Below are 25,566 nucleotides of genomic sequence, written 5' to 3'. Positions count from 1 at the left end.
TGGCGACTACCAACAGTTCTGTCTTATTGGATGGATCATTCAATCCTGACCGGGAACCAGTGTATCGCCGACGATCTCTTCCATGAAGTGGGTCACCAAGCCAATCCTGCCCTGGACGGCCGCCTTGCGAAAGTCGGCAGCGCTTTGCGATTTGACGGTGCCCTCCCTCTTGCGTGTCATTTCGGCAATCTCGGCATTCCAGAACCCCTTGATGGCAAGCAGGGCAACTTCCCGTTCGGCGCGGCTGAACTCCCATCGGTCCAATTCGGCCTCGGCCAGAGTCTGAAATGCACCGCCCGCGATCATCACGGCTTGCTCTGCCGCTGCCGCTCTTTTGAGAAGCCGGCGGATCATCACGATATTGATGGCGATGCTCAGGATCAGGGCCAGGACGGCGAACAGTTCGAAGAGTTCCCGGATGCTGTAGCCTACCGGTTGCGTCAAGATAGTCGAGACATCGAAGGCGAAAAACCCGAGGAAGAGGACTGCAAAGGTCACCTGAACAGCGATGGTGAGCAATAGCACGAGTGAGCCATTGATGTTTCGGGGCATGTCCGCGCGTCCTCCGGTATGGCCGGGGCGGGCAAGAGGGCCCGCCCCGATCAACATTGAGATCTGAGCTTAGTTCCCGATCCCGAGACCACCGTCAACGCCGATGTCGGCCCCAATGCCGTCACCGGCAGGATCGACATCCACGTCAACGCCCAGGCTGGCATCGCCGCCGATCGAACCGGTCCCGGCTGGACCAGCGGTTCCGGCATTTGTAGCGCCGGAGGTATCCGCGAAGACCCGGATCACGGCATCGCTGAGAATTTCGCCGGTCGACTGGTGCAATACGATCTCACGCAAATGCGTCGCGGCTTCGGCCTCCAGTCGCACCCGGCCAAGCAGGGTGCGTGACCGGGACACGATAGTGTATCCGCGCGCCTCAAGCTCGGCGATGACAGCCAGTTCCCCGCGAACCTGAACCATCTCGATCTGGCTCATTGCTTGGGCGTTCGCCGAGGACGACGTGGACGCCTGCGCCGTGTTCGGCGCGGGTTGTGCGTTGGCGGGGGCAGATTGCGGGGCGCTGCTGGAGGATTGCGCAAGGCCGGGTGTTGCGACCGATAGCACCATTGCCACCGCAGCAGCGCAGGAGGTCGTGGTCAAGGCGAAGATCGGTCGTTGACGTCTTGTGATACGTGTCATGTCTGGATCCCTTTCGTGCAGATCTGGGGTTCGGCGAGGACGCGGTGACGGCGTCCACGCATTTGATGGGCCTGATATGCGCAAAGGGACCGGCGCGCGCCATTCACCTCAGGTTCAATCGTCTCGATTTGAACCGAGGGGGGATCGGTCTGTCACCCTTGCTGCACCAATCTGAACCAGGGTTTATGCCGGTGGAGCCAATCCGCCAGCTGCATGCCCGTGGCGGTGGGAATTCCGAGAACCCATGATCATCCATTTGGCCCAGAACGCGATCGATGTCCTTGCCGAAGGTGAGACCTTGCAGATTGCCGATGATTGCCTGCGCCTCGATGCCCTGCGACACGGCTGATCAAAGTCAGTGTCGTCAAGCGGGCCACCGCCCTCACAATTGAACAACAACCTGAAGCGAGGCTATCTCGTGATCAGCGGTTCTGGACCGGACCTGGCGAACCGCGATGTGATCTCCCTTTGAAGTCGGCCAGAAAATTCCTCGAGCGCCAGGACGCGACCCTAAGAGCGGATTGCTGACATTCTCTGTAAGTGCGATGCTGCGACGTCGGTGATCTAAAGGCGGACATTCCTGGACTGCCGTCGCCGGTGTCGTGGCGGCCTTCGGGTTCCCAGTGATCAGTGGCTGGCGGTGCTGGCGCGCCCCGTGTGCGCCAGGGTCCTGATCCGGACGGATGATCGCCCCTTCAGACCGGGGCCCGCTCCGGTCCGAGAGGAACGATGCCGGTGGGGTTCAGCGCCTTGATCGAGTAGTAGCCGCGCTTGATGTGGTCGATGCTGACCGTGTCGCGCACGCCGGGAATGGCGAGGAGCCGTTCTTGGTAGCGGCTCAGGACGGGATAGTCCGCGATACGGCGCAGGTTGCATTTGAAGAGGCCGTGATAGGCCACATCGAAGCGCACCAGCGTCACGAAGAGCCGCACATCGGCCTCGGTGAAGCGATCTCCCAAAAGGAACTCGCGGCCATCAGCGAGGCGCTCCTCGAGTTCATTGAGCATCGCGAAGACGTCGTGGAATGCCTCCTCGTAGGAGACCTGCGTGGTGGCGAAACCCGTGCGGTAGACGCCATTGTTCAAGCTCGGATAGATGCGGTCATTGAGAGCGTCGATTCTTTCGCGAAGGTCCTCCGGATAGAGATCGATGCTGTCGTCAGCCAGGTCGCCGAAGCCGGAGTTCAGCATCCGCAGGATGTCGGCGGATTCATTGTTCACGATGGTCCCGCGCTTCTTGTCCCACAGCACTGGCACGGTTGCCCGTCCGGAGATCGCCGGGTCGGCCCGAGTGTAGATCTCGTGCATGTAGAAAGCGCCCTCAGCCTCGACCGGATCGCCGAAGCGCCAGCCCTGGTCGGACAGTTCCGGCTCGACGACGGAGACCGAAATCACGTCCTCCAGCCTCTTCAGTTTGCGGGCGATCAGCGTCCGGGACGCCCATGGGCAGATCAGCGCGACATAGAGGTGGTAACGGCCTGGCTCTGCCTTGAAGCCACCCTCACCGGTCGGCCCGGCGCTGCCGTCAGGCGTGACCCAGTTGCGGAAGCCGGAGGTCTGGCGGACAAAGCCGCCCTTTTCATCCTGGGCCTGAACCGGCTGCCAGTCTGCAACCCATTTTCCGTCTCGAAGCATTGTCGTTTCTCCTCAGGTCCTGAACGTGATGGCGGTGCCCCAGGGGTCGTGCAGGGTCAGGCCGTCCGCGTTCGTTTTGCCGGCAATGCCGGAGCTTTCGGCGCGGGTGGCAATGGCCGCGAGGTCTTGCCGGTCCCGGGCAACTATCTCGACAGCATCGAGACCGGCCATACACTCTGGGCGCTTGCCGGCCCGTCGGCTGTTCCAGATATTGCCGGCAAGCTGGTGGTGGTAGCCGCCGCTGCCGTAGAAGCTGGCGCCCGGATAGCGCGCCGCGATATCGAGGCCGAGCAGGTCGCGGTAGAAATCATCGGCCTTGCCCGTGTCGCCCACCTGAAGGTGGACATGGCCGATGCTGCCGTTGTCGGGGAGACCCGACCATTCGGTGCCCTCGGCGCTTTGCAGCAGATCTTGCAGATCCAGCGGGTCGGTGCTCATCCGGATCTCGCCATTCTCTCCGTGCCAGGCGGAGACCGGGCGGTCGGCATAGACCTCGATGCCGTTTCCCTCTGGATCGGCGAGGTAGAGCGCCTCGCTGACGAAGTGATCCGAGGCCCCTTGCAGCGGCACGCGCGCCTCGGCGACATGAGCGAACCAGCGGGCGAGGTCGGATCGGGTCGGCATCAGGAAGGCCGTGTGAAACAGACCGGCCTGCCGCGGATCGAGCGGCGAGAGACTCGGGTCGCCCTCGAGTTCCAGGAGTGGCGCGCTTCCGGTGCCAAGGATGATGCGATGGTCGGTCGTCGCGACAGGGCTGAGCCCGAGCACACTCTGGTAGAAGGTGGAGACCGCATCGAGATCACGCACCTTGAGCCGGACCGTCCCGATACGCAGTGGCGCGGCAGCCATGTCGAAGAAGTCGTTGGCAATGGTCATGTCGGGTCTCCTTGGGAAAGAGCGCGACCGCGGGCGGTGACCCACGGCCGGCGAGGGCGATCAGGCGAATTGGCCGAGGCGCTGGTCGAGCTTGGGGATGCGCAGGGCGAAGGCTCCGCGCCCCAGAATGGCAACGGCGCCTTGCACCACGGCCCAGAACAGCGGGTATTCCCATCCGCCACCTTCGTTCGAAAAGCTCCAGCCGAAGCCGGAATGGGCCCAGGTCGCGCCCAGGAGGACGGGGATCAGCGCGATCGAGACGACACGGGTGCCCAGGCCGAGGATCAGGGCGATGCCGCCCGCCAGCTCGGCAAAGATGGTGAAATAGGCGAGCACGCCGGGCAGGCCGAGGCTTTCGAAGAAGGCGACGGTGCCCGGGATCGTGAAAGCGCTCACCTTCATCCAGCCATGGGCGAGGAACAGGACGCCGGTCGAGATGCGAAGGGCGGCGGCGGCGTAGTCGGTATTGGTTTGCGTAGTCATGTCGGATGCTCCGTAGGGTATGTCAGGAAAACTGCCAGCGCGGCGCGATCCCGGTTCCGTGACCGAAGGCGTAGCCGAACTGGATATTGAGGAAGCCGATGGGCTCGAGGTAGCGAGCGTTGGCGAGCGGGCCGGCATCGACCGGCTCGAGGCCGATCTCGGCGGCCAGGGCCTTGACCGTCTCGCGTGCGGCCTCGTCATCGGCGGCAACGAAGGTCTGGATCGGCTGGCCATTCAGCTTGAGGCCCGTGCCGTAGTGCTGCGCGAAGATCGTGTTGAACGCCTTCACCACCGTCGCGCCGGACAGCCGGGATGCGATCTCCTCGGCAGCCGAGGTCTTGTGGCCGACCTGGAGACCCGAGAAGTCCTCGGTCACCGGGTTCGAGACATCGATGACGGTCTTGCCGGTGAAGTCGGCCTTGCCGGCAAGATCGGCCACGGCGCCATAGGGCGTGGCCAGAACCACCACCTCCGCCTGGGAGACGGCGGCGGAGAGGTCATCATTGCGGCCAATGGCGGACACCTCGTGACCAGCCAGACCCAGAACTTGGGCGAGGCCGGAGCCTACATTGCCGTTTCCGATAATTGCGATACGCATTTCATTCCTCCTTCGGTTCGCCACCCCTCAGGGCGGGCTGTTGTTCACTGAAGCGAAGGTAGGACTTCCCAATCTTCCATAAAATGGCGATTTTATGGAATGACTATCGTTATATTGTTCCTAAAAGGGTGCCCATGGACATCGTCGACGAACTCAAGGCTTTCGTGGCCACCGCTCGGACCGGCTCCTTCACCGCAGGTGCAGCGCAACTTGGGGTCTCGAATCGCCTGACCTCGAAATACGTGGCCGAACTGGAATCGCGCCTCGGAACGCGGTTGCTCCAGCGGACCACCCGGAAGGTTGGGTTGACGCCGGCCGGGGAGGATCTCCTCGCCCGGGCGCCAGCCGTCCTCGACGAGCTTGATGCTCTCCTAAGCAATGTGTCGGAGGGATCGCGCGGCTTGACCGGGATCATTCGGGTCTCGGCGCCTGTGACCTTCGGTGAAGTCTACGTGGCCGGCATGCTGGCGCGGTTCGCCGAAGCACACCCAGGTTTGACCTTCGACCTGAGGCTGGACGATCGCTACGTCGACTTGGCCGCCGACGGCATCGACCTGGCGTTCCGGATGGGCTTGTCGGAGACGCTATCACTGAAGACGCGCAAGCTCGGCACGTTTCAAAGCTCACTGGTGGCGCATCCAGACTACATGAATGAGCACGGGGCACCAAGAACACCAGATGACCTCTCTCGGCACGCCTGCATTGTCGATACGAACCGGCGCCAGCCACATCGGTGGAGGTTCAGAAAAGACGGCACCGAGGTTGTGGCCCAGGTGCGAGGCCGCTTCCATGTCAATTCTGCCCGGGCGGCAATAGAGCTGGCCGCGGCTGGCATGGGGATCGCCTATGCGCCCCGGTTCGCGATTGCGGACATGCTCGAGACGGGACGCCTCGTTCCGCTGCTGGAGGAGTTCGAAATGGATGGGGGGCCGATTACCGCCGTTTACCTCGAGGGTCGAACCTTACCTCGAAAGATACGGACCCTCATCGACTTCGCTGCCGAGGATGTGCACGTCTTGCCGGAATGAGCGCGAAAAGGCCAATCCAGATGGGGTCAACAGCACCAACACGAATGGCAGCTTCGGGTAAAGTTGCGACGCAGCGATGATCTCCCTGAGGAAGGTCGAGCCTGGGCCGTCCACGTCGAAGAGCGTCTCGTTGCATGTGCGAAACCGAGCCGTGACGCCTTGGTCACTTGGCCTCAAACCGGACCTGCGCTGCGACCGATCCCAACGACTGCTGTGGGCCATCGGCAATCACCGCTGCTGCGAAGGTCGCTGTCCGCGATACGACAGAGGGAGTCTTTGATACTTCATTTGTGCGGCAGCAGTGAACCGCCCGACAATAGGACTTCATCCATCAGGACATCCTGCGTCATGGGGCCGTCCTCTGCGTCTTGATCGCGCGAAAAAAAGAGCGAAGCGGCAGAAAAGGCGAACGGCTCGTGGCCCCCCTGCCCCCGCCGGTGAAGCCCGCAACCTCTGCGATTTCCGGAGTGCGGGATCGATGAGTGGGCTATCGGAATTGCCTCGGATCGATGTCGGCCCGCCTTAGCTATTCTGGCGAAGGAGCGCGGCAAGCGCAGGAGCAAGCTCTGCTGCCGATTGGCAGATGATCGCGCCGCGTGCAGACAGATCCTGGCTGACATCGTGCGGCAAGCTGGAGTTGGATACATCCGCAATCTGGTTCAGGCGCCCTCCCATCAGCACAGGGATCTCAAGATTGGCCTTGGCCAGGTCGGTCTGAAGCTGCTCGAGATAACTGAGCGCAACACCGTTGTAAGTGCTGATCGCGATGACGTCGGGCGCAATATCCTTTGCCATCTGCACCAACCTCTGCGGATCTGTTGAAACGCCGCCATCCAACGGGGTGAGACCAAGCTTGCGCAGGACCTCGTCCACGACCATCTTGCCATGCTGATGAACATCGCCCGCTGCGCTGAGCACCTTCAAGCCGCTTTCTGAAAGAGTTTTCCGCGTCTCAGGCGCAAGATCTGCCAGTGCGGCAGTTGCCATTTCGGATATCTCTTCAACGATGCCGGCAGACACATGGGGAACACGTCCGACCGGAGCGGTCTCATCCACCACGCCCGCGCCAAATACAGCTTCAAGTTGTCGCGCGCCAATCCTGCGAAGCGCCAACAACACTTCAAACAGATCGTCTGTATCGATACCAGCGTCAGCAAGCCCGCGTAAGGTCGCGCGATGAAAATGACGCCCGCCGGCAAGGATTCGGCCTGCCAGATCATCTGTCACTTCCAGCGGAACCAGGCCCTGCCAGGTTTCCGCATGTTGCTTCAGTCGCCCGGCCATAAGCTGTGCATCGACAACCTCGTCGATATCGGGAATGCGCTGGTTCTCTGTCACCGGGACCGCGCTGATCGCGTGACCCGTCGGCTGTGATATTTGCCCCAACGCGTCGACCAGTAGATAGCTGGCAAGGCTCGACCGGTTCTGGGCAGGACTGCCCCGATAGCTGGTCGTATTGCCATAGATTACCGTGCCGGGGGACATGCCCGCCCATGCCATAGCGGCGTGAAATGCCCGCCGCGCGAGCGGATCCGAGAAGTGATGTCCGTAGCAATGCCCGACCGGTGCCCCGGCCAGGCGTTCGATCAGGTCCTTCTCCAGCAGCATCATGCCCAGGCAGGATGCCAGATCGGTGAACTGGGCACCAAACCCGTCGTCGATGTTGGAGTGCACGATCACAGGAACGGGCTGCGCCGCAATGAGACCGATGGCGCGGACCGTTTCTCGTGTCGCGGCGATATCATCCCCAAATCCGGGAATGCGGAAGGTGAAATACTGCCCCAGATTGCCAATCGCCGTGCTGCCTCCCGCCAGCGCAGCCTGGGTATTTTCCAGTGCCGCGGGAAAACCGAGCACAAAATCCCCGAAATGCGGTGCGACCGGAGCGGCATTGGCAAGGCGAACAAAATCCTCAACCCCGGGCAGGATCATGCCCGTGCCGCGCTGCGCATCGACGCGTTGGGCGCGCGGCACCGCCATCGACCAGTCGAGGCAAAGTCCGTAACGATCTACGCTGATCCCTTCCCGCGCGCAGGCGACCCAGATGTCGTGATAGGCGCGGATGCTCTTCGCTCGGTCACGAAATCCGATCTGCGCATGTTGGGTGACACACCCATTCTCCATGCAGCGCAGCTTGAAGACGTGTTCGCTGGTGACGCCGTGCGCCTTGAGGAACTCGGACGGGCCGACCTGCCAGTCAGCGGCCAGCCGCGCGCCGTCTTGCAACAGGGACGCGCCGTCCGGCAGGTCGGGTTCAGGCAGGATATCGGCGCGGGCAAGCTGCATGTCGATCAGGCCGAATTGAGGATCTGGCGCAGGTTGGAATGAAGCTGCGGTGGCCAATGATGGCCCCGCTGGCTGGACAGGTCCCTGTTCACGCGCGGCTCCTGTTCTCGATCCGGCAGGCCGGTCAATTCACCGTTGGTCAGCCAGTCCTTGTCGCTGCCGTGGAACTCGCCGATCATGGCCTGCGTCAGGTCTTTCAGCACCCCGGCATGATCGTCCCGCGCTGCCAGATCATACCGTTCCTCGGAGTCGCTATCCATGTCGAACAACTGACGCCGGTTCCCGGTCGGGTAATAGATCAGCTTCCAGCGAGCGGTCCGATACATGCGCGTCGCCCCCACGCCAGTGCCCAACTCACCAAAGATGGCCTCGCGCCTCCTGCCGTTCACGAAGCTCACGCCATCGCAGGTTTCGGGAACGGGGATGTCCGCTATCGACAGCAGGCTTGGCATCACGTCGGCCAGCGTCACAAGCCGGTCATCCACGGTTCCCGGCGCGCTGGACGGGTGGCCCTTCGGCGGCACCAGGATCATCGGAACCCCGGTTGAGCCGCGATAGAAGAGGCTCTTCGCCCAAAGCCCGTGATCCCCCAACATGTCGCCATGATCCGAGGTAAAGAGGATGATCGTATCATCCAGCAGGCATTCCTCGCGCAATGTGCCGATGACCAGCCGCAACTGGTGGTCGATATGGGTGCAGAGCGCATAGAAGGCGCGGCGGATCTCGGCGATCTGTGCAGGCGCATATTTCTCGCCGCGCTGGCGTTTGGTCGCCACGGACCAGGGCGGTTCGCCCCAGTCGCCCTCAAGGGCGGTGTCCACCTCCGCCCCGCGATAGAGGTCGAGGTAGCTTTGCAGCGGAACCAGCGGCGGATGCGGGTGGCGATAGGACAAATACCAGAATGAGGCCCGCGTCGGGTCGCGTCGCTTGATCTGGCGGATCATCGCCTGCGTCGCCCAATTGGTCACATGCAGAGACTCAGGCAGGTGCCAGGGCCGATGCACATAGCCATCAGTGCTCATCCCGTGATCGAATTGCTGGCCCGGGTGACCCCGGTCGCCTAGGAACATCTCGTAGTCGTCCATCACGCCGTATTGCGCGCGTCCCTCTTCATCAAGGATCACGTCGTCGAACCCGATCCGGCTGCGCTGCGGAAAAACGTGCAGCTTGCCAACGCCGAAACTCTGGTATCCTGCGGCGCTGAAACTGGCGGCGATGGTCTCGGGCGGCATCGAGAGCTGGTCATCATAGACCCGGTCGCCATGCGCACGGGGTGACGCGCCCAACATCAGTGACCGCCGTGCAGGCACGCAGATCGGACATTCGGAATGGGCGTTGGTGAAGCGAATACCGCTGCGGCAAAGCTCATCCAGCGTGGGCGTCTGGATCACCGGATGACCGGCGATGCCAAGCAGATGGCCAGGCCATTGATCGACGCTGACAAGCAGAACATTGGGCCGGGTCATCGCACCGTCCTCTCGCTGCGGGGTAAGGTTTTCGGGGCGGGCCCCCGCGCGATCAGGAAGGCGCGGGTTTTCTCAAAGCCGTGCAGCATATGCGTGCGCACCTCCTGCATCATCGCCTCCAGATCATCGCCGAGCGCGCAGGCGAGATAGGCCTCATGACCGTCGATACGGGGCGCACGGCGGCCATGGGCGTGGTGATGCGCGGCCCAGTAGAGCTGTAGCTTGCCCGCAAGAGTGCGCCACATCTGCAAGAGCAGAGGATGCTCGCAGCTTTCATAGACATGAGAATGCAGTGCCAGTTCGGCCAGGATTGCGCCTTCCTCATCGCCCGCCAGAACGCTGGACTTCAAAGCCTCGTGCCGTCGGGACAGCTCGGCCCGATAGGCGTCGTCTCGCAATGGCCAGACCCGACGAAATGCGAATATCTCAAGCTCGGTGCGCAGGGAGAACACGTCGTCGATATCCTTCAGCGACAGTTCTGCCACCCGCGTGCCGGTATAGGGGATCGAGATCAGCAGCCCCTCTTCGATCAACTCGCGCAGGGCCTCGCGCAGCGGCCCCCGGCTGACGCCGAATGACTGCGCAAGCTCCGCCTCGACGATCTGGCTGCCGGGCGAAAACTCTCCGCTCATTATGGCCTTGCGCAGTGAGACGGCGATCTGCTCGCGCATCGTCTGTCGTTTCAGTAGCTCCACGCGCCCTCCCCCGCTGATTGCGATTTAGTTTGACGACTCATGGCTGATTGTCAACAATCGATCAACATTGCGAGGAGCGCGGAGCTATGACCGTCAGCAAATCGGCCATCGTAACCGGCGCGGCATCCGGCATCGGGAAATGCGTCGCGCTGCGACTGGCCAAGCCTGGCTCGCGGCTGACTCTGCACAGCCGGAAGGCCATCGAAGAGCTAGAGGGCGTCGCCGATACGGCGCGCAGACAAGGGGCGGAGGTCACCGTCTTCACGGGTGATCTGGCCGGCCCGGACGTGCCCGCCGGTATCATTGCCGCGCATGAGGCGGCCTATAGCTCGCTCGATGCATTGGTTGCGGTGGCAGGCTTCCCTTCGCGGATGCCCTTCGAGCAGATGATCGCCGAAGATATCGGCTATGCCTTCCAGGCGAATGTGCAGAGCTTCTTTGCCTTGGGCCAAGCAGCCGCGCCGATGCTGCGCGCCTCGTCCATGGGCCGGATCGTCGCCGTGGGCAGTTTCACCGCGCATGTCTTTCGCACCGACCTGCCGCAGTTCCCGGCCTCGGCGGCTTCCAAGGGCGCGTTGGAAGTGGCGGTGCGCACGATGGCGGCAGGGTTGGCGCCCAACGGTATCACCGTCAACTGCATCGTGCCCGGATTTATCGAACGTGAGGCGCGCCATTCCGATGGGCCGGGACCGGACGCAGTGGCCGAGATTGAACGCCGCATCCCGTTGGGCCGACGCGGAAAACCGGATGAGGTGGCCGGCGTCATCGCGTTCCTGATTGGCCCGGATGCGGCTTACGTCACTGGGCAGTCCATCCACGTGAATGGTGGCCTGTGCTGAGTCAGAATTGTTGACAAAACTCCGAATCTGTCGACTAACTGTGTGGAACGTTGACAGAAGCACGGGGGCCCGCATGGCCGGAAGTCAGGATTTCATCGCCGATCCGCGCAACGACAAGGTGGAGCTCTACCTCAACGGCGACTTCGTGCCGCGCGACAAGGCCATGGTCTCGGTCTTTGATGCGGGCTGGATCCTGGGCGATGGCATCTGGGAGGGCCTGCGCAACCATGGCGGGCGCCTGGCCTTCATGGAGCGACACCTCGACCGCCTCTTCATGGGGGCCACTGCCATCGACCTCGATATCGGTATGACCCGGGATCAGGTGCGCAAGGCGCTTGAGGATACGCTGGAGCATAACGGCATGACCGGCGAGGATGGTGTGCATGTCCGGCTGATGATCACCCGCGGCCTCAAGAAGACGCCGAACCAGGACCCGCGCCACACCATCGGCGGCCCGACCGTGGTGATCGTGCCCGAATACAAGCCCGCCAGCCCCGAGATCCTCAAGACCGGCCTGACCCTCTTCACCTCGGCCATCCGCTGCTGCCGCGCAGACATGTTCGACATGCGGCTCAATACGCACTCGCGGCTGAACCTGATCATGGCGCTGACCCAGGCGATCAAGGCGGGGGCGGATGAGGCGCTGATGCTGGACGATCGCGGGTTCGTGGCCAGTTGCAATGCCACCAACTTCTTCATCGTGCGCCATGGCAAGGTGATGACCTCGACCGGGGCCAGCTGTTTCAACGGCATCACCCGCGCCAATGTGATCGAGCTCTGCGATCGGCTTGGCATCCCCTGCGAGGAACGCGACTTCTCTCTCGCCCAGGTCTATGACGCGGATGAGGTCTTCGTCACCGGCTCCTTCGGCGGGCTGACCCCGGTGGCGATGGTCGACGGGCGCAAGATCCGGCAGATCATGGGCCCGGTTTCGACCCGGTTGCGCGAGGCCTATATCGACTATGCCAAGACGGCGGAGTGAGCGTGCCGATGCCCGACGACGCCCCCCGCAGAACCCGCCAGACCATGGCCGACAGGCTGACCGTCGATCTCCGCGCACATATTCTGCAAGGCCATTTCGAGCCGGGCGCGCGACTGCGCGAGGAAACCATCGGCGCGCAATTCGGTGCCGGACGTGGCCCGGTGCGCGAGGCTCTGAGCCGCCTGGCCGAACGCGGGCTTCTGCGCAATCAGCCCTATTCCGGCTACTCCATGCGCGATCTGCGGGTGGTCGATATCCGCAATTACTATTCTGTGCGCGAGACCATCGAGTTGCTGGCGATCCGGCAGTGCTGGCCCTTGCGCGACCGCAACTTCAAATCGAACCTCCACCGTCTGCACACAAGACTGGTCGCGGCGGTCCAGGCGCGCGACACAATCCGCTCCATCGCTGCCGAGGCCGATTTTCACGCTGCGGTCTACATCGCGTCGGGCAATGAACCGCTCTTGCGGTCATGGGAGCTTCTGGCCTGCTACCGCGACCTATACTACGTCACGCTGCGCCGGTTGCGCGCCCATACCGACCATCCGCCCGCCCCGATGAACGCATCGCACCAGAATCTGCTGGACACTCTGACCGGCGACGACATCGAGGCGGCCCTGTCCGAGACGCGGGAACATCTGCGCCTCGGACTGGATCAGTTTGAACAGGCACAAGAAGAACACGCCGAAAGGGCGGGGGAATTCCACTGGAACACAGACAACAGAATAGGGAGGTAAGACAATGACATACCTAAAGAAAATCGTGGCCACGATGGCCACCGCGCTGATCGGTCTGATGCCGCAATCGGCGAGCGCAGACAGCCTTCAGGACGTGATCGACAGCGGCGTGCTGCGCATCGGTGTGGCACAATCGCCGCCATGGTTCTTCCGCCCCTCCAGCGGTGAGGACTGGACCGGCGTGGGCGTCAGCCTTGGCCAGCAGATGGCCGACGATCTCGGTGTCGAACTGGAGACCTTCGAGACCTCCTGGGGCAATGCCGTCGCGGCGCTCCAGGCTGACCAGATGGACCTGATGTTCATCCTCGATGCCACGCCACAACGCGCGCTAGCGGTCGATTTCCCTGCAGCCCCGTCGATCTACTACGCGATGGCGGTTATGCATAACGAGGATTTCGACGTAGAAACCTGGGAGGCGCTGAATGTGCCCGAGACCTCCATCGCCGTGGCCCAGGGCACCGCGATCGACTCGTTCATCTCGCGCACCATGCCGGATGCCGAAATCCAGCGCTTCGCGGGCCTGGCCGAAGCCGTGGCCGCGTTCCAGTCGGGTCGCACCGATCTGGTGGCGATGTTCCACCCGGCGCTGATCTCGTTCCGCCAGCGTCTTGGCCGCGGTGAGATCACCCTGCCGACCCCGGTCTTCGCTTCGGCCTCCAGCGCCGGTGTGCGCCCGATGGAGGATACGTCCTTCCGCGATTGGGTCAGCACCGCGCTGGCCTATTACTACAACACGGGCCGCACGCAGCAGTATTTCGAGGAGACGCTGGAGGTGCTCGGCGTGGCACCTGACTCGGTGCCGCCGATCCAGCGCGAGCTTTGGGACTGATGGAAACCGACCGCGCCGGGGCCACCCCTCGGCGCGGTCATAGGCACGGTCATAAAGGCGACAGCCCCTGATGGATTACGACTGGCAATTCGGCCCCGTGTTTCGCAATTTCGACCTCCTTCTCTGGGGGTTGGGAAACACGCTGATGCTGACCGCGATCTGCCTGGTCCTAGGGCTGATCCTGGGGTTGGCCATCGCGCTCTTGCGCCTGTCGCGGCTTTGGATCGTCTCTGCCCCCATCGGGCTGCTGATCGACTTTCTGCGCATCGTGCCGCCGCTGGTGCAGCTGATGTGGGTGTTCTTCGCGCTGCCGATTTTGATCGACGTCCGCATGACCCCCTTCATCGCGGCGACTGTCACCCTGTCCATCCAATCCGCCGCTTTCTTTGCCGAGGTCTTTCGCGGCGGCATCATCTCGATCGAGCGCGACCAATGGGAAGCGGCGCGGTCGTTGGCGATGCCCAAGGCCACGATGATGCGGCGGATCATCCTGCCGCAGGCATTCACCCGGATGATCCCCACGATCCTTGAACGCGGCATCGAACTGCTCAAGACGACCTCTCTGGTCAGCGCGATCTCCTTCGCGGATCTGCTGTTCCAGGCAACTCAGGTATCGCAAAGCGTGTTCCGCCCGCTGGAAACCTTCACCGTGGCTGCGGGGCTTTACCTTGCAGTCATCCTTCCCGCCAGTATCGGTGTCCGCCTCGTCGAAAGGCGCATGGCGCGCAGCGGCGTCTCGACGGTCGGATGAGGCCCCAAGATGTATGAATTCGACTTCCAATTCATCCTCGACAATCCCGGCTTCCTCTGGGCCGGGCTGAAGCACACGTTGGCATTATATGCGGCCTCGCTCACCATCGGCCTCGCCCTGGGGCTGGTCATCGGCATGGGCCGTTATAGCACCCGCAAGTGGCTGAACTGGCCCGCAACGATCTGGGTCGAGCTCTTCCGTAACACGCCCGTGCTGGTGCAGATGATGTGGTTCTTCTTCGCGTTGCCGGTGCTGATCGGCTTCTCACTGACGGCGTTCACTGCGGCGACGATGGCACTGGCGGCCAATGCCTCGGCGAACGCGGCCGAGATCTTCCGCGCCGGCATCCAGTCGATCCACAAGGGCCAATGGGAGGCGTCGCGGTCCCTCGGCATGTCCTACGGTCGCATCATGCGCAGGATCATCCTGCCGCAGGCGATCCGCCGCATGGTGCCCGCCTTTTCCAACCGCGCCATCGAACTGGCCAAGATGACGTCACTCGCCTCGACCATCTCCTATGCCGAACTGCTCTACGAGGCGCGCCTGATGAGCTCGATGCAATTCAACCCGATCGAGGCCTTTACCGCCGTCGCGGTGGTGTTCTTCGTGGTGCTCTACCCGCTGACCCGGATCGTCGCCCGGTTCGAAGTCGATGCAAGGATCTGACACAATGACTCCTATCCTGAAGATCGTGGATATCCACAAGCATTTCGGGGACAACGAGGTTCTCAAGGGCATCGATATCGACGTCGAAGAAGGCGAGGTGATCGTCGTCCTCGGCTCGTCCGGTTCGGGAAAGTCGACGCTGTTGCGCTGCATCAACCATATGGAGATGCCAGATGGCGGTCATATCGAGATCGAGAGCGAACGCCCCGACACCGGCCAGATCCCCTACAAGATCACCGAAAAGAACCTGCTGGCGCTGCGCCGCAAGGTCGGGATGGTGTTCCAGCAATTCAACCTCTTTCCCCATATGACGGCGCTGGAAAACGTGATGGAGGCACCGCGCCAGGTCCTGGGCCTTAGTGCCGCTGAGGCACGCGACCTGGCAATGGAACACTTGGCCCGCGTCGGCCTGGAAGGGCGCGAGGACATGTATCCGATGCGCCTGTCAGGCGGGCAACAGCAGCGCGTCGCCATCGCACGATCTTTGGCGATGAGCCCAAAAGTAATGCTGTTCGACGAGGCGACATCCTCGCTCGACCCCGAACTGGTGGGCGAGGTGCTGAAAGTCATGCGCAAGCTGGCAGAGGACGGGATGACCATGGTCGTCGTCACGCACGAGATCGGCTTTGCCTATTCGGTCGCCGACCGGGTGATCTTCCTGCATGAGGGCCGAATTCTCGAAGAGGGCAAGCCCACCGACATCCTGGTCAACCCCCTGACCGACCGGTTCCAGCAGTTCCTTTCCGTCTTCAAGGAATTCAGCATCCCCGAGAGCAGCTGAGAAGGCCGGTCGGTCGATCTACGCGCAGTCGTTTCAACAGACAGACTCAGGTCTTGTGCCCACTCGTCTGCCTGCTCGTATCTGGTTTCTGGTTGGTAGCCTGGAATACACGCCCAGTTGACATCGCCATGCGATGGCAAGAGACGCACGTTCGAAATTGGCCCCAAGAAACTTCCTCTTGACGGCGCCTAAGCGCACTGTTAATCGTTTAACTACCTGGAAAAACGTTTAACAGACGGCCTTGAGGATTTATTCAAGTGACGAGACCGACGATCAAGGATGTGGCAGCCAAAGCCGGCGTGTCAGTCGCGACGGTCTCCAATGTGTTCAGCAGGCGAAAACCTGTATCTCAGGATCTGGTTGCCCGAGTCGAGGAAGCGGCAGAGGCCCTCTCCTACAAGATGGACCGCGCCGCGTCGCAACTGCGCTCGGGGCGAGTGAAGGTGGTCGGCGTGCTGGTCCCGAACCTGAACGATACCTTCTTCACTTCTCTCATCTCGGATATCGAAGGGCTGGCTGTCGATGCCGGGTATCAAGTGCTTGTCGCGTCGGCACAGGATGATCCAGAGCGTGAGGCAGCACAACTTGACGCACTGCTCGGCTGGAAGCCCTCCGGTGTGGTCGCTGTCCCCTGCACCAACGCGACACCTGAGCCGCTGCGGCGCGAATTCGACAATCTTCCGATCATCCTGGCTGACCGGATCGGCGAAAGCGACCTGCCGGTGGATACGGTCACGGTGAACAATCTCGACGCCGGGCGTGAGGCGGCAGAGCATCTGCTGGCCCATGGCCACCGACGCATCGCCATCGCGTCCTCCGTGACCGATTTTCGCCCAATCCAGCACCGTATCCAAGGCGTGACGGAGGCATGTGCAGCGGCTGGCGCTGATGCCCCCGAGATCATCGAAGTCGGCGTCGATCCCGTTGCCGGTGCGGATATTCTGGCGGACTGGCTGCGCAGACACGCCGGGCCGACAGCCATCATCGCGATGACCAACGTGACGACACTTGCTGCCCTGTCCGCGCTGGCAAGGCTTAAGCTTGAAGTGCCTGATGACATGTCCTTGGTCGGGTTCGACGACTATCCCTGGATGACGGCGCGGAAGGTCCCGCTTTCGGCGGTCAGCCAGCCGATCCCGGAGATCGCCGGGACCATCTGGCAACGCCTCATGTCCCGCATGAATGGCGACGCGCTTCCGCCTGAGCATATCGTTCTGGAAGCTCCTTTGCAGAAGCGGTCCTCGGTGGGGGTGCCAAGGCATATCCCCGACGCAGGCTCGGAAGTGAAAGCGCTATGATGGCGCGCACGAGAACCCTGGGCGTTGTCCCGCTGCTGGCGCCGGTCCAGCTGCTTCTGCTGAGTGTCGTGGTCATTCCATCGTTCTATGTCGTCTGGCTGAGCTTCCAGAGCTCGTCCTACGGCCAGAGCGCTGAATGGGTCGGGGCCGAAAATTACCTGCGCGTCCTGGGCGATCCGGCATTCCGGCGGGCCCTGTGGAACACCGTCCTGATCGTCGTTGTCGCGGTGCATCTGGAAATGCTGCTGGCGCTTGCCATGGCACTCCTCTTCAACAGCGGGCTGCGATTCCGGCGGCTTCTCTTCGTCGCCGTTCTGGCCCCCTATGCCGTGTCCGAGGTGATCGCGGTCGTCATGTGGCGGTTCCTGTTCGACCTTGATGTCGGCCCGGTGACGCAGTTGCTGGAGGCGCTGCACCTGCCAATCCTGGAATGGTCCTATGAACCCTCCCACGCCCTGATCATGATTGGCCTGCTGACGATCTGGATGCATCTGCCCTTCAGCTTCGTCATCCTCTACGCCGCCCGCTTAGCGATGCCTGCCGATCTTTACGAGGCGGCGCGGATCGACGGGGCGACGGCGTGGCAGTCCTTTCGCCGGGTGACGCTACCATTGATGGGGCCAGCGATCCTGGTGGCGCTTCTCTTCCGCTACATCTTTGCGTTCCGCATCTTCTCGGAGGTCTGGCTGATGACCGGGGGCGGCCCTGCTCGCACCACCGAAGTGGTCGCCGTCTACCTTTATCAGGAGGCGTTCAGCTACAACGCCTTCGGCCCAGCCTCAGCGACCGCGTGGATTATGGTGCTGGCGTCGCTGATCCTGGCCTCCGGCTATATCTGGCTTCTTCGCAGGCAGGTGAGCAATGTCGCTTAGGAAAAATCTCATTGGTCTCGGCAAGGCGCTTGCGGCGGTTCTCATCCTGGTCTGGTCGCTCTTCCCGATCCTGTTCATCGTGCTGTCATCCTTCAAGCCTGGACAGGACATCTTCGCGGTGCCGCCGCGTTGGGTGTTCGAGCCGACCTTCGAGCATTACGTGACCCTGTGGGAGCGATGGGGCCTGTTCTTCAACGGCCTATGGAACTCGGCCATTGTCACGGCCGGTGCCGCGGCTCTGGCCATCATCGCCTCGACTTGTGCCGGTTATGCCTATTCGCGCAATTCGGGCCGGTTGCTAAATGCCTCGGTTGTCTACCTGATCGTAGTGCGCCTGATCCCGCCCATCGTGGTGACCCTGCCCCTTTTTCCGATCGTGAACTGGCTCAACCTCAACGACACGCATTTCGTGCTGATCATTCTCTACGCGACTTTCTTCGTCTCACTCGGCACCGTGCTGATGCGCACCTTCATCGACCAGATTCCGCGTGAGCTTGACGAGGCCGCGGCGATCGACGGGGCGAGCAGGTTGACGATCCTGCGCCGCGTTATCGTTCCGTTGGCATTGCCGGGCATCCTGGGGGTCGCCGTCTTCGTGATCGTGTTCTCCTGGAACGACTTTCTCTTCGCATTCATCTTCACATCCGTGAACGCCAAGACCGCCCCTTTGGTCATTTCCGAAATGATCGGGTCCATCGACGGCGTTGATTGGGGCGTGCTGTTTGCCGCCTCGACCATTCAACTCATTCCCATCCTTCTCTTCGTTCTGGCGATGAACCGCTTTCTCGTCGCAGGCCTGACCGCAGGCGCAACTAAGGGATGACCGGGATCATGCAATGTCATCACAGGGAGGAACCGACATGACAGACCAAGCAAGATTTGCCTTAACACGTAGAGGCTTCATGGCCAGCGCGACCGCGCTCGGCACGATCATGTCCGCAGGGCCCGTTTGGGCGCAGAGCCGTGACCTGAATGTTCTCAGCCACCGCGTGCATCAGGCCGTGCTCGGGGAGGGAGAAAACGACCTGCTGGCCGACTGGAAGGCCGAACAGGATGTAGAGATCGTCTGGAACACCTTCGATTCCAACCCGCTGATGGACCGCCTCTTCCGGGAGGCCAGCCTGTCGGAGACCGAATTCTCAGTCGGCTTCCTGGTCGATAACCGCCCGACATCCGAGATCGCGCAGCTGTTCGAACCGCTGGACCAATGGCAAGAAGACCTGCCGATCGAGAATTTCGAAGACCTCGCACCGGGTCTCGTCCAGGGCATGACCATTGATGGCCGTCTAATCGGCATTCCAGTTCGCACCGCGACACAGGCCCTGTTCTACAATGAGGCCATCCTAGCAGAACACGGATTCGACGAGCCGCCCGAAACGCTCGAAGAACTGGTCGCCCAAGCCAATGCGATTTCGGAAGCGGGGGATGCGACCGGCATGATTCTGGCCTCCGACCTGGCGGTGTTCCCGGTGATGTTCGCCCGCGCTTTCGGGGGCGATTTCATCAACCGCGATTTCGCACTTCTGCCCGACCCGGCGGCGATGCAGAGCGGGCTGGAGGTTCTGGCCGGCATGTTTGCCTCCGGCGCCCTGCCCCGGTCCTATGCAACCACGCGCAATGACGACATGGTGACCTGGATGCAGCAGGGCCGAGCCGCGTTCTCGGTGCTGCCCTTTGCCCGCGCAGCGCAGTTGAATGACCCCGATCAGTCCCGCCATCCCGGCGCGATCAAAGCAATCGTGTTCCCGGCGTCGGAAAGCTATGATGGCGAGATGGCCTCGGTGGTGGAAGCCTGGGCGATGGTCATCCCGGCCAATGCACCGCAGAAGGAACTGGCTTGGCGCTTCATCCGTGAGGTTTCGGCACCCGAGAACACGCTCGGGATGGCACTGAACGGCAATGGGCCGGCGCGGGTTTCGACCTTCCTGGAGCCGGAGCTGACTGAACGCAATCCGTTGGCCGAGGTGGAATCCGCGGCCCTCGCCAATGCGCGCGGGGCCTTCCCGCCCTTCCCCGAGGCCGCTCGGGCGCAAGACATCTTCCTGGAAGAAGTCCAATTGACGGTCTTGGGCCGGAAGGAGCCTAGCGAGGCCATCGAGGCTATCCGTGACCGCGTGCAGCCGCTGTTGCCGGCCTGATATATAGATATCGCCGTGCAGGGGCCGGATCGCGGCCCCTGCATCCTTTTTCCCGACAAACTCAACGCAAGAAGGCCGTCATGACCAGCCCTGACACGATTACAGAACCCGCGCGCGAGATCCCGGTCAGCGCAGACTATGACGTGCTTGTCGTCGGTGGCGGGCCATCGGGTCTGATCGCCGCTATCGCCGCCGCACAGGAGGGCGCGAAGGTCGGCCTACTGGAAAGCCGCAGTTTCGTCGGTGGCAACATGACGATCGGGCTGCCGGTTCTTGGCTTTCTCGGCCAGAAGGGAAACCAGATCATCCACGGTCTGCCGCAGAAGTTCATCGACAATCTGAAAGCTCGCGATGCGGCCTCCGAGCATCGCCCCTGCCCGCTCCATATGGGCATCACGCTGGTCGAGCCCGAAATGGTCAAGACCGTCGGCCTGGAGATGCTGACCGAGGCCGGGGTCGACGTGGTGTTCTACACATTCGTCGCCGGGACCGTGATGAACGATGCAGGCGACGAGATTCGCGGCGTCATTACCGAAAGCAAATCGGGGCGCAGCGCGATCCTGGCCAAGGTGGTCATCGACTGCACCGGCGACGCCGATGTTGCCTACCGGGCCGGTGTCCCGACTGAAAAGGGCAATGAACATGGCGGAATGCAACCGCCGACGCTGATGTTCGGCCTGTCCAATGTCGATACCGAGAAGCTGCGCACCTCGCTCTCCGAACAGAGCCGCACCTACCTGACCGATTTCATCCCGGCCGAGTATTTCGGCCAGAACAACCAGTTCATCGTCGTCGGCTTGCGCGAGATTATGGACAAGGCCCGCACAGAGCGAAATCTCGTCATCCCGAACCAGCGCACCATCATCATCACCGGCCTGAAAAAGGGCGAAGTCTGGATCAACATGACCCGGGTGATCGGCACGGACGGAACCGATGCACGCTCATTGACGAATGGCGAGATCGTGGGGCGCCAGCAGATCGACGATATCGTCGAATACCTGATCGACTATGTTCCGGGGTTCGAGGAGGCCTATTTCACCAAGACGGCCCCGTTCCTCGGCATCCGTGAAACGCGGCGCATCGTCGGACGCTATGTCATGAACCAGCAAGACGTGCTCGGCTGCCGGCACTTCCCGGATTCAATCGCGGTAGCCTCCTATCCGATCGACATCCACAGGCCCGAGGATCAGGACTGCACCCTGATCTGGTGCGGGGATTGCTACGACATCCCTTATCGCTCGCTTGTGCCCCAGAAGGTCGAAAACCTGCTGGTCGCGGGTCGGTCGATTTCTGCAACGCATGAAGCGATGGGAGCGATCCGGGTCATGGCGACCTGCATGGCGATGGGTGAGGCAGCGGGTCGCGCTGCGGCAATCGCGGTGCGAGACGGCATCCGCCCCTCCGAGGTCAACGTTCACCAGTTGCGCCGGTCGCTTCTGGAGAACGATGCCTATCTGCGCGGGCTGGAAGGCGAAAGGCTGACCCCTGAAACCGAATTCATCGCTCTGCACGCGTAATGGTGCGGTGTCAGGCGGAAGGGAAATCTCATGGCTGAGTTGAGCCTCAAGGGTTTGCGAAAGAGCTTCGGGAATAGCGAGGTCATCAAGGGCGTCGACTTGGAGATCTCCGAAGGCGAGTTTGTCGTCTTCGTCGGTCCCTCGGGCTGCGGTAAGTCCACGCTCTTGCGAATGATTGCCGGACTGGAGGATATCAGCGCGGGAACCCTGAAAATCGGCGGCAAGATTGCCAATGACCTGTCACCAAGGGACCGGGGTATCGCCATGGTGTTTCAGTCCTATGCGCTTTACCCGCATCTGACGGTAGCCGAGAACATGGGCTTCGGCCTGTCGATCCAGAAAGCTCCGAAGGCTGAGATCGCGCAGAAGGTCGGGCGGGCAGCGGAAATCCTGCAGATGCAGCATCTTCTTGATCGCAAACCGAGCCAGCTATCTGGTGGCCAACGACAACGGGTGGCCATCGGACGCGCAATCACGCGCGAGCCATCGGTCTTCCTCTTTGATGAACCGCTTTCCAATCTCGACGCTTCGCTGCGGATGGAGATGCGGATGGAGATCGCCAAGCTGCACCGAAGCCTTGGCGCGACGATGGTCTATGTGACACATGACCAGGTCGAGGCGATGACGCTGGCCGACAAGATCGTCGTCCTCAAGGGTGGCGTCGTTCAACAGGTCGGCCAGCCGATCGAGCTATACCGCAACCCGAGGAATGCCTTTGTCGGTGGTTTCATCGGCTCGCCGCGGATGAACTTCTTGGATGTGGAGGTAACCAAAGTCGCGGACGGAACGGCCAGCATTGCTATGCCCGGTGTCGACGGTCTGGTTGTCGATGCTGGCCGGGTTTCGCGCCCGGGCCCTGCACGGGTCGGCATCAGGCCGCAATTCCTGAAACCGGGCCTCGGTCAGCACGCGCTGCGCGGGCGGATCGCCCTGCTGGAGCGTATGGGCACGGAAACGGTAGTGAACCTACTCCTGCCCGATGGAAGCTCAGTGCTTTCGCTTATCCATGACGATGTCGAGCTCCCCCTAGGCGAAGAGGCCGAGTTTTCATTCAACGCGGCGGACGTAAAGCTATTTGCAGCGGATGATCCCGATTGACGTGACACCGAACCCCCTTTCTTCACCTTCCGAAAGAGAGATGGACGAGACGATGCAGAACAAACTTGAAGGCAAGAGCGCGGCAATCACTGGGGGCGCATCCGGTATCGGCCTGGCCTGCGCGCGCCAGATGATCGCATCTGGCATCCGCACAGTCCTGATCGACCGCGACGCCGATGCCGTCAACGCGCGCGCGGATGAGTTGGGGGCAATGGCCTTCCCGCTGGTCGTCGACCTGCTGGACCCGGCCAGTGTCGCGGCCATGTTGCCCGGCATTCAGGATCTTGTCGGCAATCTCGACATCTTCCACGCCAACGCAGGGGCGTATGTCGGCGGTCCCGTCGCCGATGGCGACCCGGACGCCTGGGACGATGTGCTCAACCTCAATGTCAACGCCACCTTCCGCTCGGTTCATGCAGTTCTTGGCCATATGATCGGCAATGGCTCGGGCGATATCGTCGTGACCTCCTCGGTGGCGGGGGTCGAGACCGTGGTGTGGGAGCCTATCTACACTGCCTCGAAATACGCGGTGCAGGCCTTCGTTCACACGCTGCGCCGACAGGTGGGCCCGCAAGGTCTGCGGGTCGGCGCAGTGCTGCCCGGTCCCGTCGTGACACCACTGATCGACGACTGGCCCGAGGAGAAGATGCGGGAAGCGCTCGCCAATGGCTCGCTCATGGAGGCCGAGGAGGTGGCGGAGGCTGTGATGTTCATGCTCACCCGTAACCCCAAGGTGACAATCCGCGACCTGGTGATCCTGCCGCGCAGCCTGGATCTGTGAGCGATTGGGGAGGTGACATGGATCGCTTTTTCTTAGGGGTGGATGTCGGCACCGGCAGCGCACGCGCTGGCCTCTTCGACGCATCGGGGCGGATGCTGTCCAGTGCCAGCAACAAGATCAGGAGGTGGCATCCGCATCCCCACCACGCCGAGCAATCCAGCCGCGACATCTGGGATGCCGTCTGCAAGTCAGTGCGCGCGGCGGTCGAAACGACGGAGATCGATCCCGGCAGTATCCTCGGCATTGGCTTCGATGCGACCTGTTCGTTGGTCGTGCTTGATACCGACTTCGCGCCTCTGGCGGTCAATGCGGATGGCGAGAACGATCGCAACATCATCTCATGGATGGATCACCGCGCCACCGATCAGGCGGAGCGGGTCAATGCGTCCGGTGCAGGCGTCCTGGACTATGTCGGCGGACGTATCTCTCCCGAAATGCAGACCCCGAAACTGCTCTGGCTGTCGGAACACGTGCCTGATACCTTCGCGCGTGCCGGCCATTTCCTCGACCTCACCGATTTCTTGACCTGGCGTGCGACTGGGAGCCTCTGCCGGTCCATCTGCACCGTGACCTGCAAATGGACCTATCTGGCGCATGAGAGGCGGTGGGATGACAGCTATTTCCACGACATCGGCCTTGGATCCCTTGCGGATGAGGGGTTTGTTCGGATCGGAACCGAGATGCGGCAGCCGGGCTCGGCCCTGCCGGGCGGATTGACCAATCAGGCGGCGGTCGAGCTTGGATTGCATCCTGCCACGGCCGTCGCAACCGGCCTGATCGACGCCCACGCCGGGGCGATCGGCACAATCGGGGCCGACGGGTTACAGGACAGATTGGACGCCCGCCTGTCATATGTGTTCGGAACCTCGGCCTGCACGCTCAATGTCACGACCGAGCCCGCCTTTGTCGGCGGCGTCTGGGGGCCGTATCTCGATGCGCTGCTGCCCGATCTGTGGTTGAACGAGGGCGGGCAGTCCGCAGCTGGTGCCGCCATCGAGCAACTGACGAGGCTCCATCCATTCGCGCCGGAGGCCGCAGCCAAGGCTGATGTCGCCGGTATCTCCAGGGTCAAGTGGATAGAAGAACGTGCCAACGATATGTTGGCCGACGTTCCATTAGCCGCGGCACTAAGGGGTTTGCATATCGTGCCCGAGTTCCTTGGAAACCGATCCCCCTTCGCCGACCCGGAAGCTCGCGCGATCATTGCGGGTTTCGGGCTTGAGGATGACCAAGACAGCCTGGTTCGACTCTACGTGACGGGTCTCTGTTCCATCGGATACGGGTTAAGGCAGATCATCGCAGAGCTGAATGGCCAGGGTATCGACATATCTACCGTCATCGTCAGCGGCGGCGCGGCCAGCAGCGCGCTGGTGCGCCGGTGTCTTGCCAGCGCAGCAAATGTTCCTGTCGCCACTGTGACGGCAAGTGAACCAGTCTTATTAGGCTCCGCCATTCTGGGTGCTGTCGCCAGCGGCTCGAAACAAAATCTGGTCGACGCGATGCACAGCATGAGCCAGCTCGGCGAGAGGACCTTGCCTGAGGACACTCAGCTTCACAGCAAGCGCTATGACGCATTCGTGAAACTGCAGAGCTGCTACCGAGACATTCGCGCGCATCAAGGCGGATAAAGATCTCAAGATCCGCGCCGCGAGACCCTCGTCTCGGAATTTCGTCATGCGGCGATGCTGTCGCGACGTCGGATTGCGAAGGAAGTCCTAGCATTCTGACGCCATCCGTCCGCGGGCATTCCTAAGTCATGAACACCCGACTGCTTGACCTGTGCAGCTTTGATCTCGGTTCCCCTTGCTTAAGTCATGAACAGGGCGCCAGAAACAGAATTGATATACAGTTATCAGTGCGTTATGAAAGACTGTCCACAGGTAGTGTCCCGAGAAGTGGTGTAAGAGGCCGCGCGCGGAGCCCCCGGCGTAGCGCAGCGCGCGGCCGGTGGTGACGCTGGCGGCCACCGTCGATCTTCGGCAAAGGTTTGGGTTGCAACACTCGAAACCAAAGACGGAGA

General features: G+C 62.1%; 26 protein-coding genes. 17 read left to right on the top strand and 9 right to left on the bottom strand.

The window, feature by feature from the left end:
* Positions 1-39: 39 nt before the first annotated feature.
* Together AC13C7_RS00630 and AC13C7_RS00625 are read right to left on the bottom strand one after the other, a co-directional pair.
* Complete coding sequence (locus AC13C7_RS00630) at positions 40-552, bottom strand: helix-turn-helix transcriptional regulator (RefSeq protein WP_482866271.1); 513 nt, start codon at positions 550-552, stop codon at positions 40-42.
* Between the two features lie 69 nt (positions 553-621).
* The gene (locus tag AC13C7_RS00625) at positions 622-987 is read right to left on the bottom strand and encodes a hypothetical protein (RefSeq protein ID WP_482866270.1); all 366 of its coding nucleotides are present in this window, start codon (positions 985-987) and stop codon (positions 622-624) included.
* A gap of 25 nt (positions 988-1,012) precedes the next feature.
* On the opposite strand from AC13C7_RS00625, the gene AC13C7_RS00620 reads away from it, so the two are divergent.
* Positions 1,013-1,171 (top strand): hypothetical protein, encoded by a 159-nt coding sequence (locus AC13C7_RS00620; RefSeq protein WP_482866269.1) that lies wholly within the window; start codon positions 1,013-1,015, stop codon positions 1,169-1,171.
* Between the two features lie 715 nt (positions 1,172-1,886).
* Here the strand turns inward: AC13C7_RS00620 and AC13C7_RS00615 are convergent.
* Genes AC13C7_RS00615 through AC13C7_RS00600 form a run of 4 tightly spaced genes read right to left on the bottom strand, consistent with a single transcriptional unit; the run spans position 1,887 to position 4,782 of the window.
* Entirely contained in the window at positions 1,887-2,825 is a 939-nt protein-coding gene (locus AC13C7_RS00615) for a glutathione S-transferase family protein (RefSeq protein WP_482866268.1), read from the bottom strand.
* Positions 2,826-2,837: 12 nt separating this feature from the next.
* A complete protein-coding gene (locus AC13C7_RS00610) occupies positions 2,838-3,701 on the bottom strand; it encodes a VOC family protein (protein WP_172321861.1) in 864 nt (287 codons plus the stop codon).
* A gap of 60 nt (positions 3,702-3,761) precedes the next feature.
* A complete protein-coding gene (locus AC13C7_RS00605) occupies positions 3,762-4,184 on the bottom strand; it encodes a DoxX family protein (RefSeq protein WP_172321860.1) in 423 nt (140 codons plus the stop codon).
* Between the two features lie 22 nt (positions 4,185-4,206).
* Complete coding sequence (locus AC13C7_RS00600; RefSeq protein WP_482866267.1) at positions 4,207-4,782, bottom strand: NADPH-dependent F420 reductase; 576 nt, start codon at positions 4,780-4,782, stop codon at positions 4,207-4,209.
* 134 nt (positions 4,783-4,916) lie between these two features.
* Here AC13C7_RS00600 and AC13C7_RS00595 point away from each other — a divergent pair, with 134 nt between their 5' ends.
* A complete protein-coding gene (locus tag AC13C7_RS00595; RefSeq protein ID WP_172321858.1) occupies positions 4,917-5,810 on the top strand; it encodes a LysR family transcriptional regulator in 894 nt (297 codons plus the stop codon).
* A 522-nt stretch (positions 5,811-6,332) separates the two neighbouring features.
* Here the strand turns inward: AC13C7_RS00595 and AC13C7_RS00590 are convergent.
* From AC13C7_RS00590 to AC13C7_RS00580, 3 genes are read right to left on the bottom strand one after another with little or no spacing between them, the layout of a single operon-like run.
* Positions 6,333-8,096, bottom strand: a complete 1,764-nt coding sequence (locus AC13C7_RS00590) for a cobalamin B12-binding domain-containing protein (protein ID WP_482866266.1) — start codon at positions 8,094-8,096, stop codon at positions 6,333-6,335.
* 5 nt (positions 8,097-8,101) lie between these two features.
* The gene (locus AC13C7_RS00585; RefSeq protein ID WP_482866265.1) at positions 8,102-9,562 is read right to left on the bottom strand and encodes a sulfatase-like hydrolase/transferase; all 1,461 of its coding nucleotides are present in this window, start codon (positions 9,560-9,562) and stop codon (positions 8,102-8,104) included.
* A complete protein-coding gene (locus AC13C7_RS00580; RefSeq protein WP_482866264.1) occupies positions 9,559-10,257 on the bottom strand; it encodes a GntR family transcriptional regulator in 699 nt (232 codons plus the stop codon). Before AC13C7_RS00580 ends, AC13C7_RS00585 begins: the two co-directional genes overlap by 4 nt.
* 86 nt (positions 10,258-10,343) lie before the next feature.
* On the opposite strand from AC13C7_RS00580, the gene AC13C7_RS00575 reads away from it, so the two are divergent.
* From AC13C7_RS00575 to AC13C7_RS00505, 15 genes are all read left to right on the top strand, one after another.
* Entirely contained in the window at positions 10,344-11,096 is a 753-nt protein-coding gene (locus AC13C7_RS00575) for an SDR family NAD(P)-dependent oxidoreductase (protein WP_482866263.1), read from the top strand.
* 73 nt (positions 11,097-11,169) lie between these two features.
* Positions 11,170-12,078, top strand: coding sequence for an aminotransferase class IV (locus AC13C7_RS00570; RefSeq protein WP_482866262.1), 909 nt, complete (start codon positions 11,170-11,172; stop codon positions 12,076-12,078).
* 8 nt (positions 12,079-12,086) lie between these two features.
* The gene (locus AC13C7_RS00565) at positions 12,087-12,815 is read left to right on the top strand and encodes a GntR family transcriptional regulator (protein ID WP_446119739.1); all 729 of its coding nucleotides are present in this window, start codon (positions 12,087-12,089) and stop codon (positions 12,813-12,815) included.
* Between the two features lie 4 nt (positions 12,816-12,819).
* Positions 12,820-13,644: a transporter substrate-binding domain-containing protein gene (locus AC13C7_RS00560; protein ID WP_446119741.1), complete on the top strand. Its 825-nt coding sequence runs from the start codon at positions 12,820-12,822 to the stop codon at positions 13,642-13,644.
* Positions 13,645-13,714: 70 nt separating this feature from the next.
* Entirely contained in the window at positions 13,715-14,395 is a 681-nt protein-coding gene (locus AC13C7_RS00555; protein WP_482866261.1) for an amino acid ABC transporter permease, read from the top strand.
* A gap of 9 nt (positions 14,396-14,404) precedes the next feature.
* Positions 14,405-15,061: an amino acid ABC transporter permease gene (locus tag AC13C7_RS00550; protein ID WP_446119745.1), complete on the top strand. Its 657-nt coding sequence runs from the start codon at positions 14,405-14,407 to the stop codon at positions 15,059-15,061.
* Between the two features lie 4 nt (positions 15,062-15,065).
* Positions 15,066-15,842 carry an amino acid ABC transporter ATP-binding protein gene (locus AC13C7_RS00545; RefSeq protein WP_482866260.1) on the top strand — a complete coding sequence of 259 codons (777 nt, stop codon included), beginning with the start codon at positions 15,066-15,068 and terminating at the stop codon, positions 15,840-15,842.
* A 257-nt stretch (positions 15,843-16,099) separates the two neighbouring features.
* Complete coding sequence (locus tag AC13C7_RS00540; protein WP_482866259.1) at positions 16,100-17,140, top strand: LacI family DNA-binding transcriptional regulator; 1,041 nt, start codon at positions 16,100-16,102, stop codon at positions 17,138-17,140.
* Positions 17,140-18,012, top strand: coding sequence for a carbohydrate ABC transporter permease (locus tag AC13C7_RS00535; protein WP_482866258.1), 873 nt, complete (start codon positions 17,140-17,142; stop codon positions 18,010-18,012). The genes AC13C7_RS00540 and AC13C7_RS00535 overlap by 1 nt, the downstream gene beginning before the upstream one ends.
* On the top strand, positions 18,002-18,835 hold the full coding sequence (locus tag AC13C7_RS00530; protein WP_482866257.1) for a carbohydrate ABC transporter permease: 834 nt from the start codon (positions 18,002-18,004) through the stop codon (positions 18,833-18,835). The genes AC13C7_RS00535 and AC13C7_RS00530 overlap by 11 nt, the downstream gene beginning before the upstream one ends.
* A 79-nt stretch (positions 18,836-18,914) precedes the next feature.
* Positions 18,915-20,150 (top strand): ABC transporter substrate-binding protein, encoded by a 1,236-nt coding sequence (locus AC13C7_RS00525; protein ID WP_482866256.1) that lies wholly within the window; start codon positions 18,915-18,917, stop codon positions 20,148-20,150.
* Between the two features lie 80 nt (positions 20,151-20,230).
* On the top strand, positions 20,231-21,667 hold the full coding sequence (locus tag AC13C7_RS00520; protein WP_482866255.1) for an FAD-dependent oxidoreductase: 1,437 nt from the start codon (positions 20,231-20,233) through the stop codon (positions 21,665-21,667).
* 30 nt (positions 21,668-21,697) lie between these two features.
* On the top strand, positions 21,698-22,765 hold the full coding sequence (locus tag AC13C7_RS00515) for an ABC transporter ATP-binding protein (protein ID WP_482866254.1): 1,068 nt from the start codon (positions 21,698-21,700) through the stop codon (positions 22,763-22,765).
* A 52-nt stretch (positions 22,766-22,817) separates the two neighbouring features.
* Positions 22,818-23,546, top strand: coding sequence for an SDR family oxidoreductase (locus AC13C7_RS00510; RefSeq protein WP_482866253.1), 729 nt, complete (start codon positions 22,818-22,820; stop codon positions 23,544-23,546).
* Positions 23,547-23,563: 17 nt separating this feature from the next.
* Positions 23,564-25,174, top strand: coding sequence for an FGGY-family carbohydrate kinase (locus AC13C7_RS00505; RefSeq protein ID WP_482866252.1), 1,611 nt, complete (start codon positions 23,564-23,566; stop codon positions 25,172-25,174).
* Positions 25,175-25,566: the final 392 nt, after the last annotated feature.

This window comes from Alterinioella sp. B-7 (assembly GCF_056857775.1).
Note: the sequence above shows the minus strand (reverse complement) of the source record. Positions and strands in the feature narration are given on the sequence as shown.

Coding starts and splice junctions, on each gene's coding strand:
- AC13C7_RS00605 (WP_172321860.1), bottom strand. CDS start 4,184: ATGACTACGCAAACCAATACCGACTACGCCGCCGCCGCCCTTCGCATC.
- AC13C7_RS00505 (WP_482866252.1), top strand. CDS start 23,564: ATGGATCGCTTTTTCTTAGGGGTGGATGTCGGCACCGGCAGCGCACGC.
- AC13C7_RS00600 (WP_482866267.1), bottom strand. CDS start 4,782: ATGCGTATCGCAATTATCGGAAACGGCAATGTAGGCTCCGGCCTCGCC.
- AC13C7_RS00615 (WP_482866268.1), bottom strand. CDS start 2,825: ATGCTTCGAGACGGAAAATGGGTTGCAGACTGGCAGCCGGTTCAGGCC.
- AC13C7_RS00590 (WP_482866266.1), bottom strand. CDS start 8,096: ATGCAGCTTGCCCGCGCCGATATCCTGCCTGAACCCGACCTGCCGGAC.
- AC13C7_RS00570 (WP_482866262.1), top strand. CDS start 11,170: ATGGCCGGAAGTCAGGATTTCATCGCCGATCCGCGCAACGACAAGGTG.
- AC13C7_RS00545 (WP_482866260.1), top strand. CDS start 15,066: ATGACTCCTATCCTGAAGATCGTGGATATCCACAAGCATTTCGGGGAC.
- AC13C7_RS00610 (WP_172321861.1), bottom strand. CDS start 3,701: ATGACCATTGCCAACGACTTCTTCGACATGGCTGCCGCGCCACTGCGT.
- AC13C7_RS00530 (WP_482866257.1), top strand. CDS start 18,002: ATGTCGCTTAGGAAAAATCTCATTGGTCTCGGCAAGGCGCTTGCGGCG.
- AC13C7_RS00625 (WP_482866270.1), bottom strand. CDS start 987: ATGAGCCAGATCGAGATGGTTCAGGTTCGCGGGGAACTGGCTGTCATC.
- AC13C7_RS00585 (WP_482866265.1), bottom strand. CDS start 9,562: ATGACCCGGCCCAATGTTCTGCTTGTCAGCGTCGATCAATGGCCTGGC.
- AC13C7_RS00520 (WP_482866255.1), top strand. CDS start 20,231: ATGACCAGCCCTGACACGATTACAGAACCCGCGCGCGAGATCCCGGTC.
- AC13C7_RS00525 (WP_482866256.1), top strand. CDS start 18,915: ATGGCCAGCGCGACCGCGCTCGGCACGATCATGTCCGCAGGGCCCGTT.
- AC13C7_RS00515 (WP_482866254.1), top strand. CDS start 21,698: ATGGCTGAGTTGAGCCTCAAGGGTTTGCGAAAGAGCTTCGGGAATAGC.
- AC13C7_RS00560 (WP_446119741.1), top strand. CDS start 12,820: ATGACATACCTAAAGAAAATCGTGGCCACGATGGCCACCGCGCTGATC.
- AC13C7_RS00595 (WP_172321858.1), top strand. CDS start 4,917: ATGGACATCGTCGACGAACTCAAGGCTTTCGTGGCCACCGCTCGGACC.
- AC13C7_RS00555 (WP_482866261.1), top strand. CDS start 13,715: ATGGATTACGACTGGCAATTCGGCCCCGTGTTTCGCAATTTCGACCTC.
- AC13C7_RS00565 (WP_446119739.1), top strand. CDS start 12,087: ATGCCCGACGACGCCCCCCGCAGAACCCGCCAGACCATGGCCGACAGG.
- AC13C7_RS00630 (WP_482866271.1), bottom strand. CDS start 552: ATGCCCCGAAACATCAATGGCTCACTCGTGCTATTGCTCACCATCGCT.
- AC13C7_RS00550 (WP_446119745.1), top strand. CDS start 14,405: ATGTATGAATTCGACTTCCAATTCATCCTCGACAATCCCGGCTTCCTC.
- AC13C7_RS00575 (WP_482866263.1), top strand. CDS start 10,344: ATGACCGTCAGCAAATCGGCCATCGTAACCGGCGCGGCATCCGGCATC.
- AC13C7_RS00510 (WP_482866253.1), top strand. CDS start 22,818: ATGCAGAACAAACTTGAAGGCAAGAGCGCGGCAATCACTGGGGGCGCA.
- AC13C7_RS00535 (WP_482866258.1), top strand. CDS start 17,140: ATGGCGCGCACGAGAACCCTGGGCGTTGTCCCGCTGCTGGCGCCGGTC.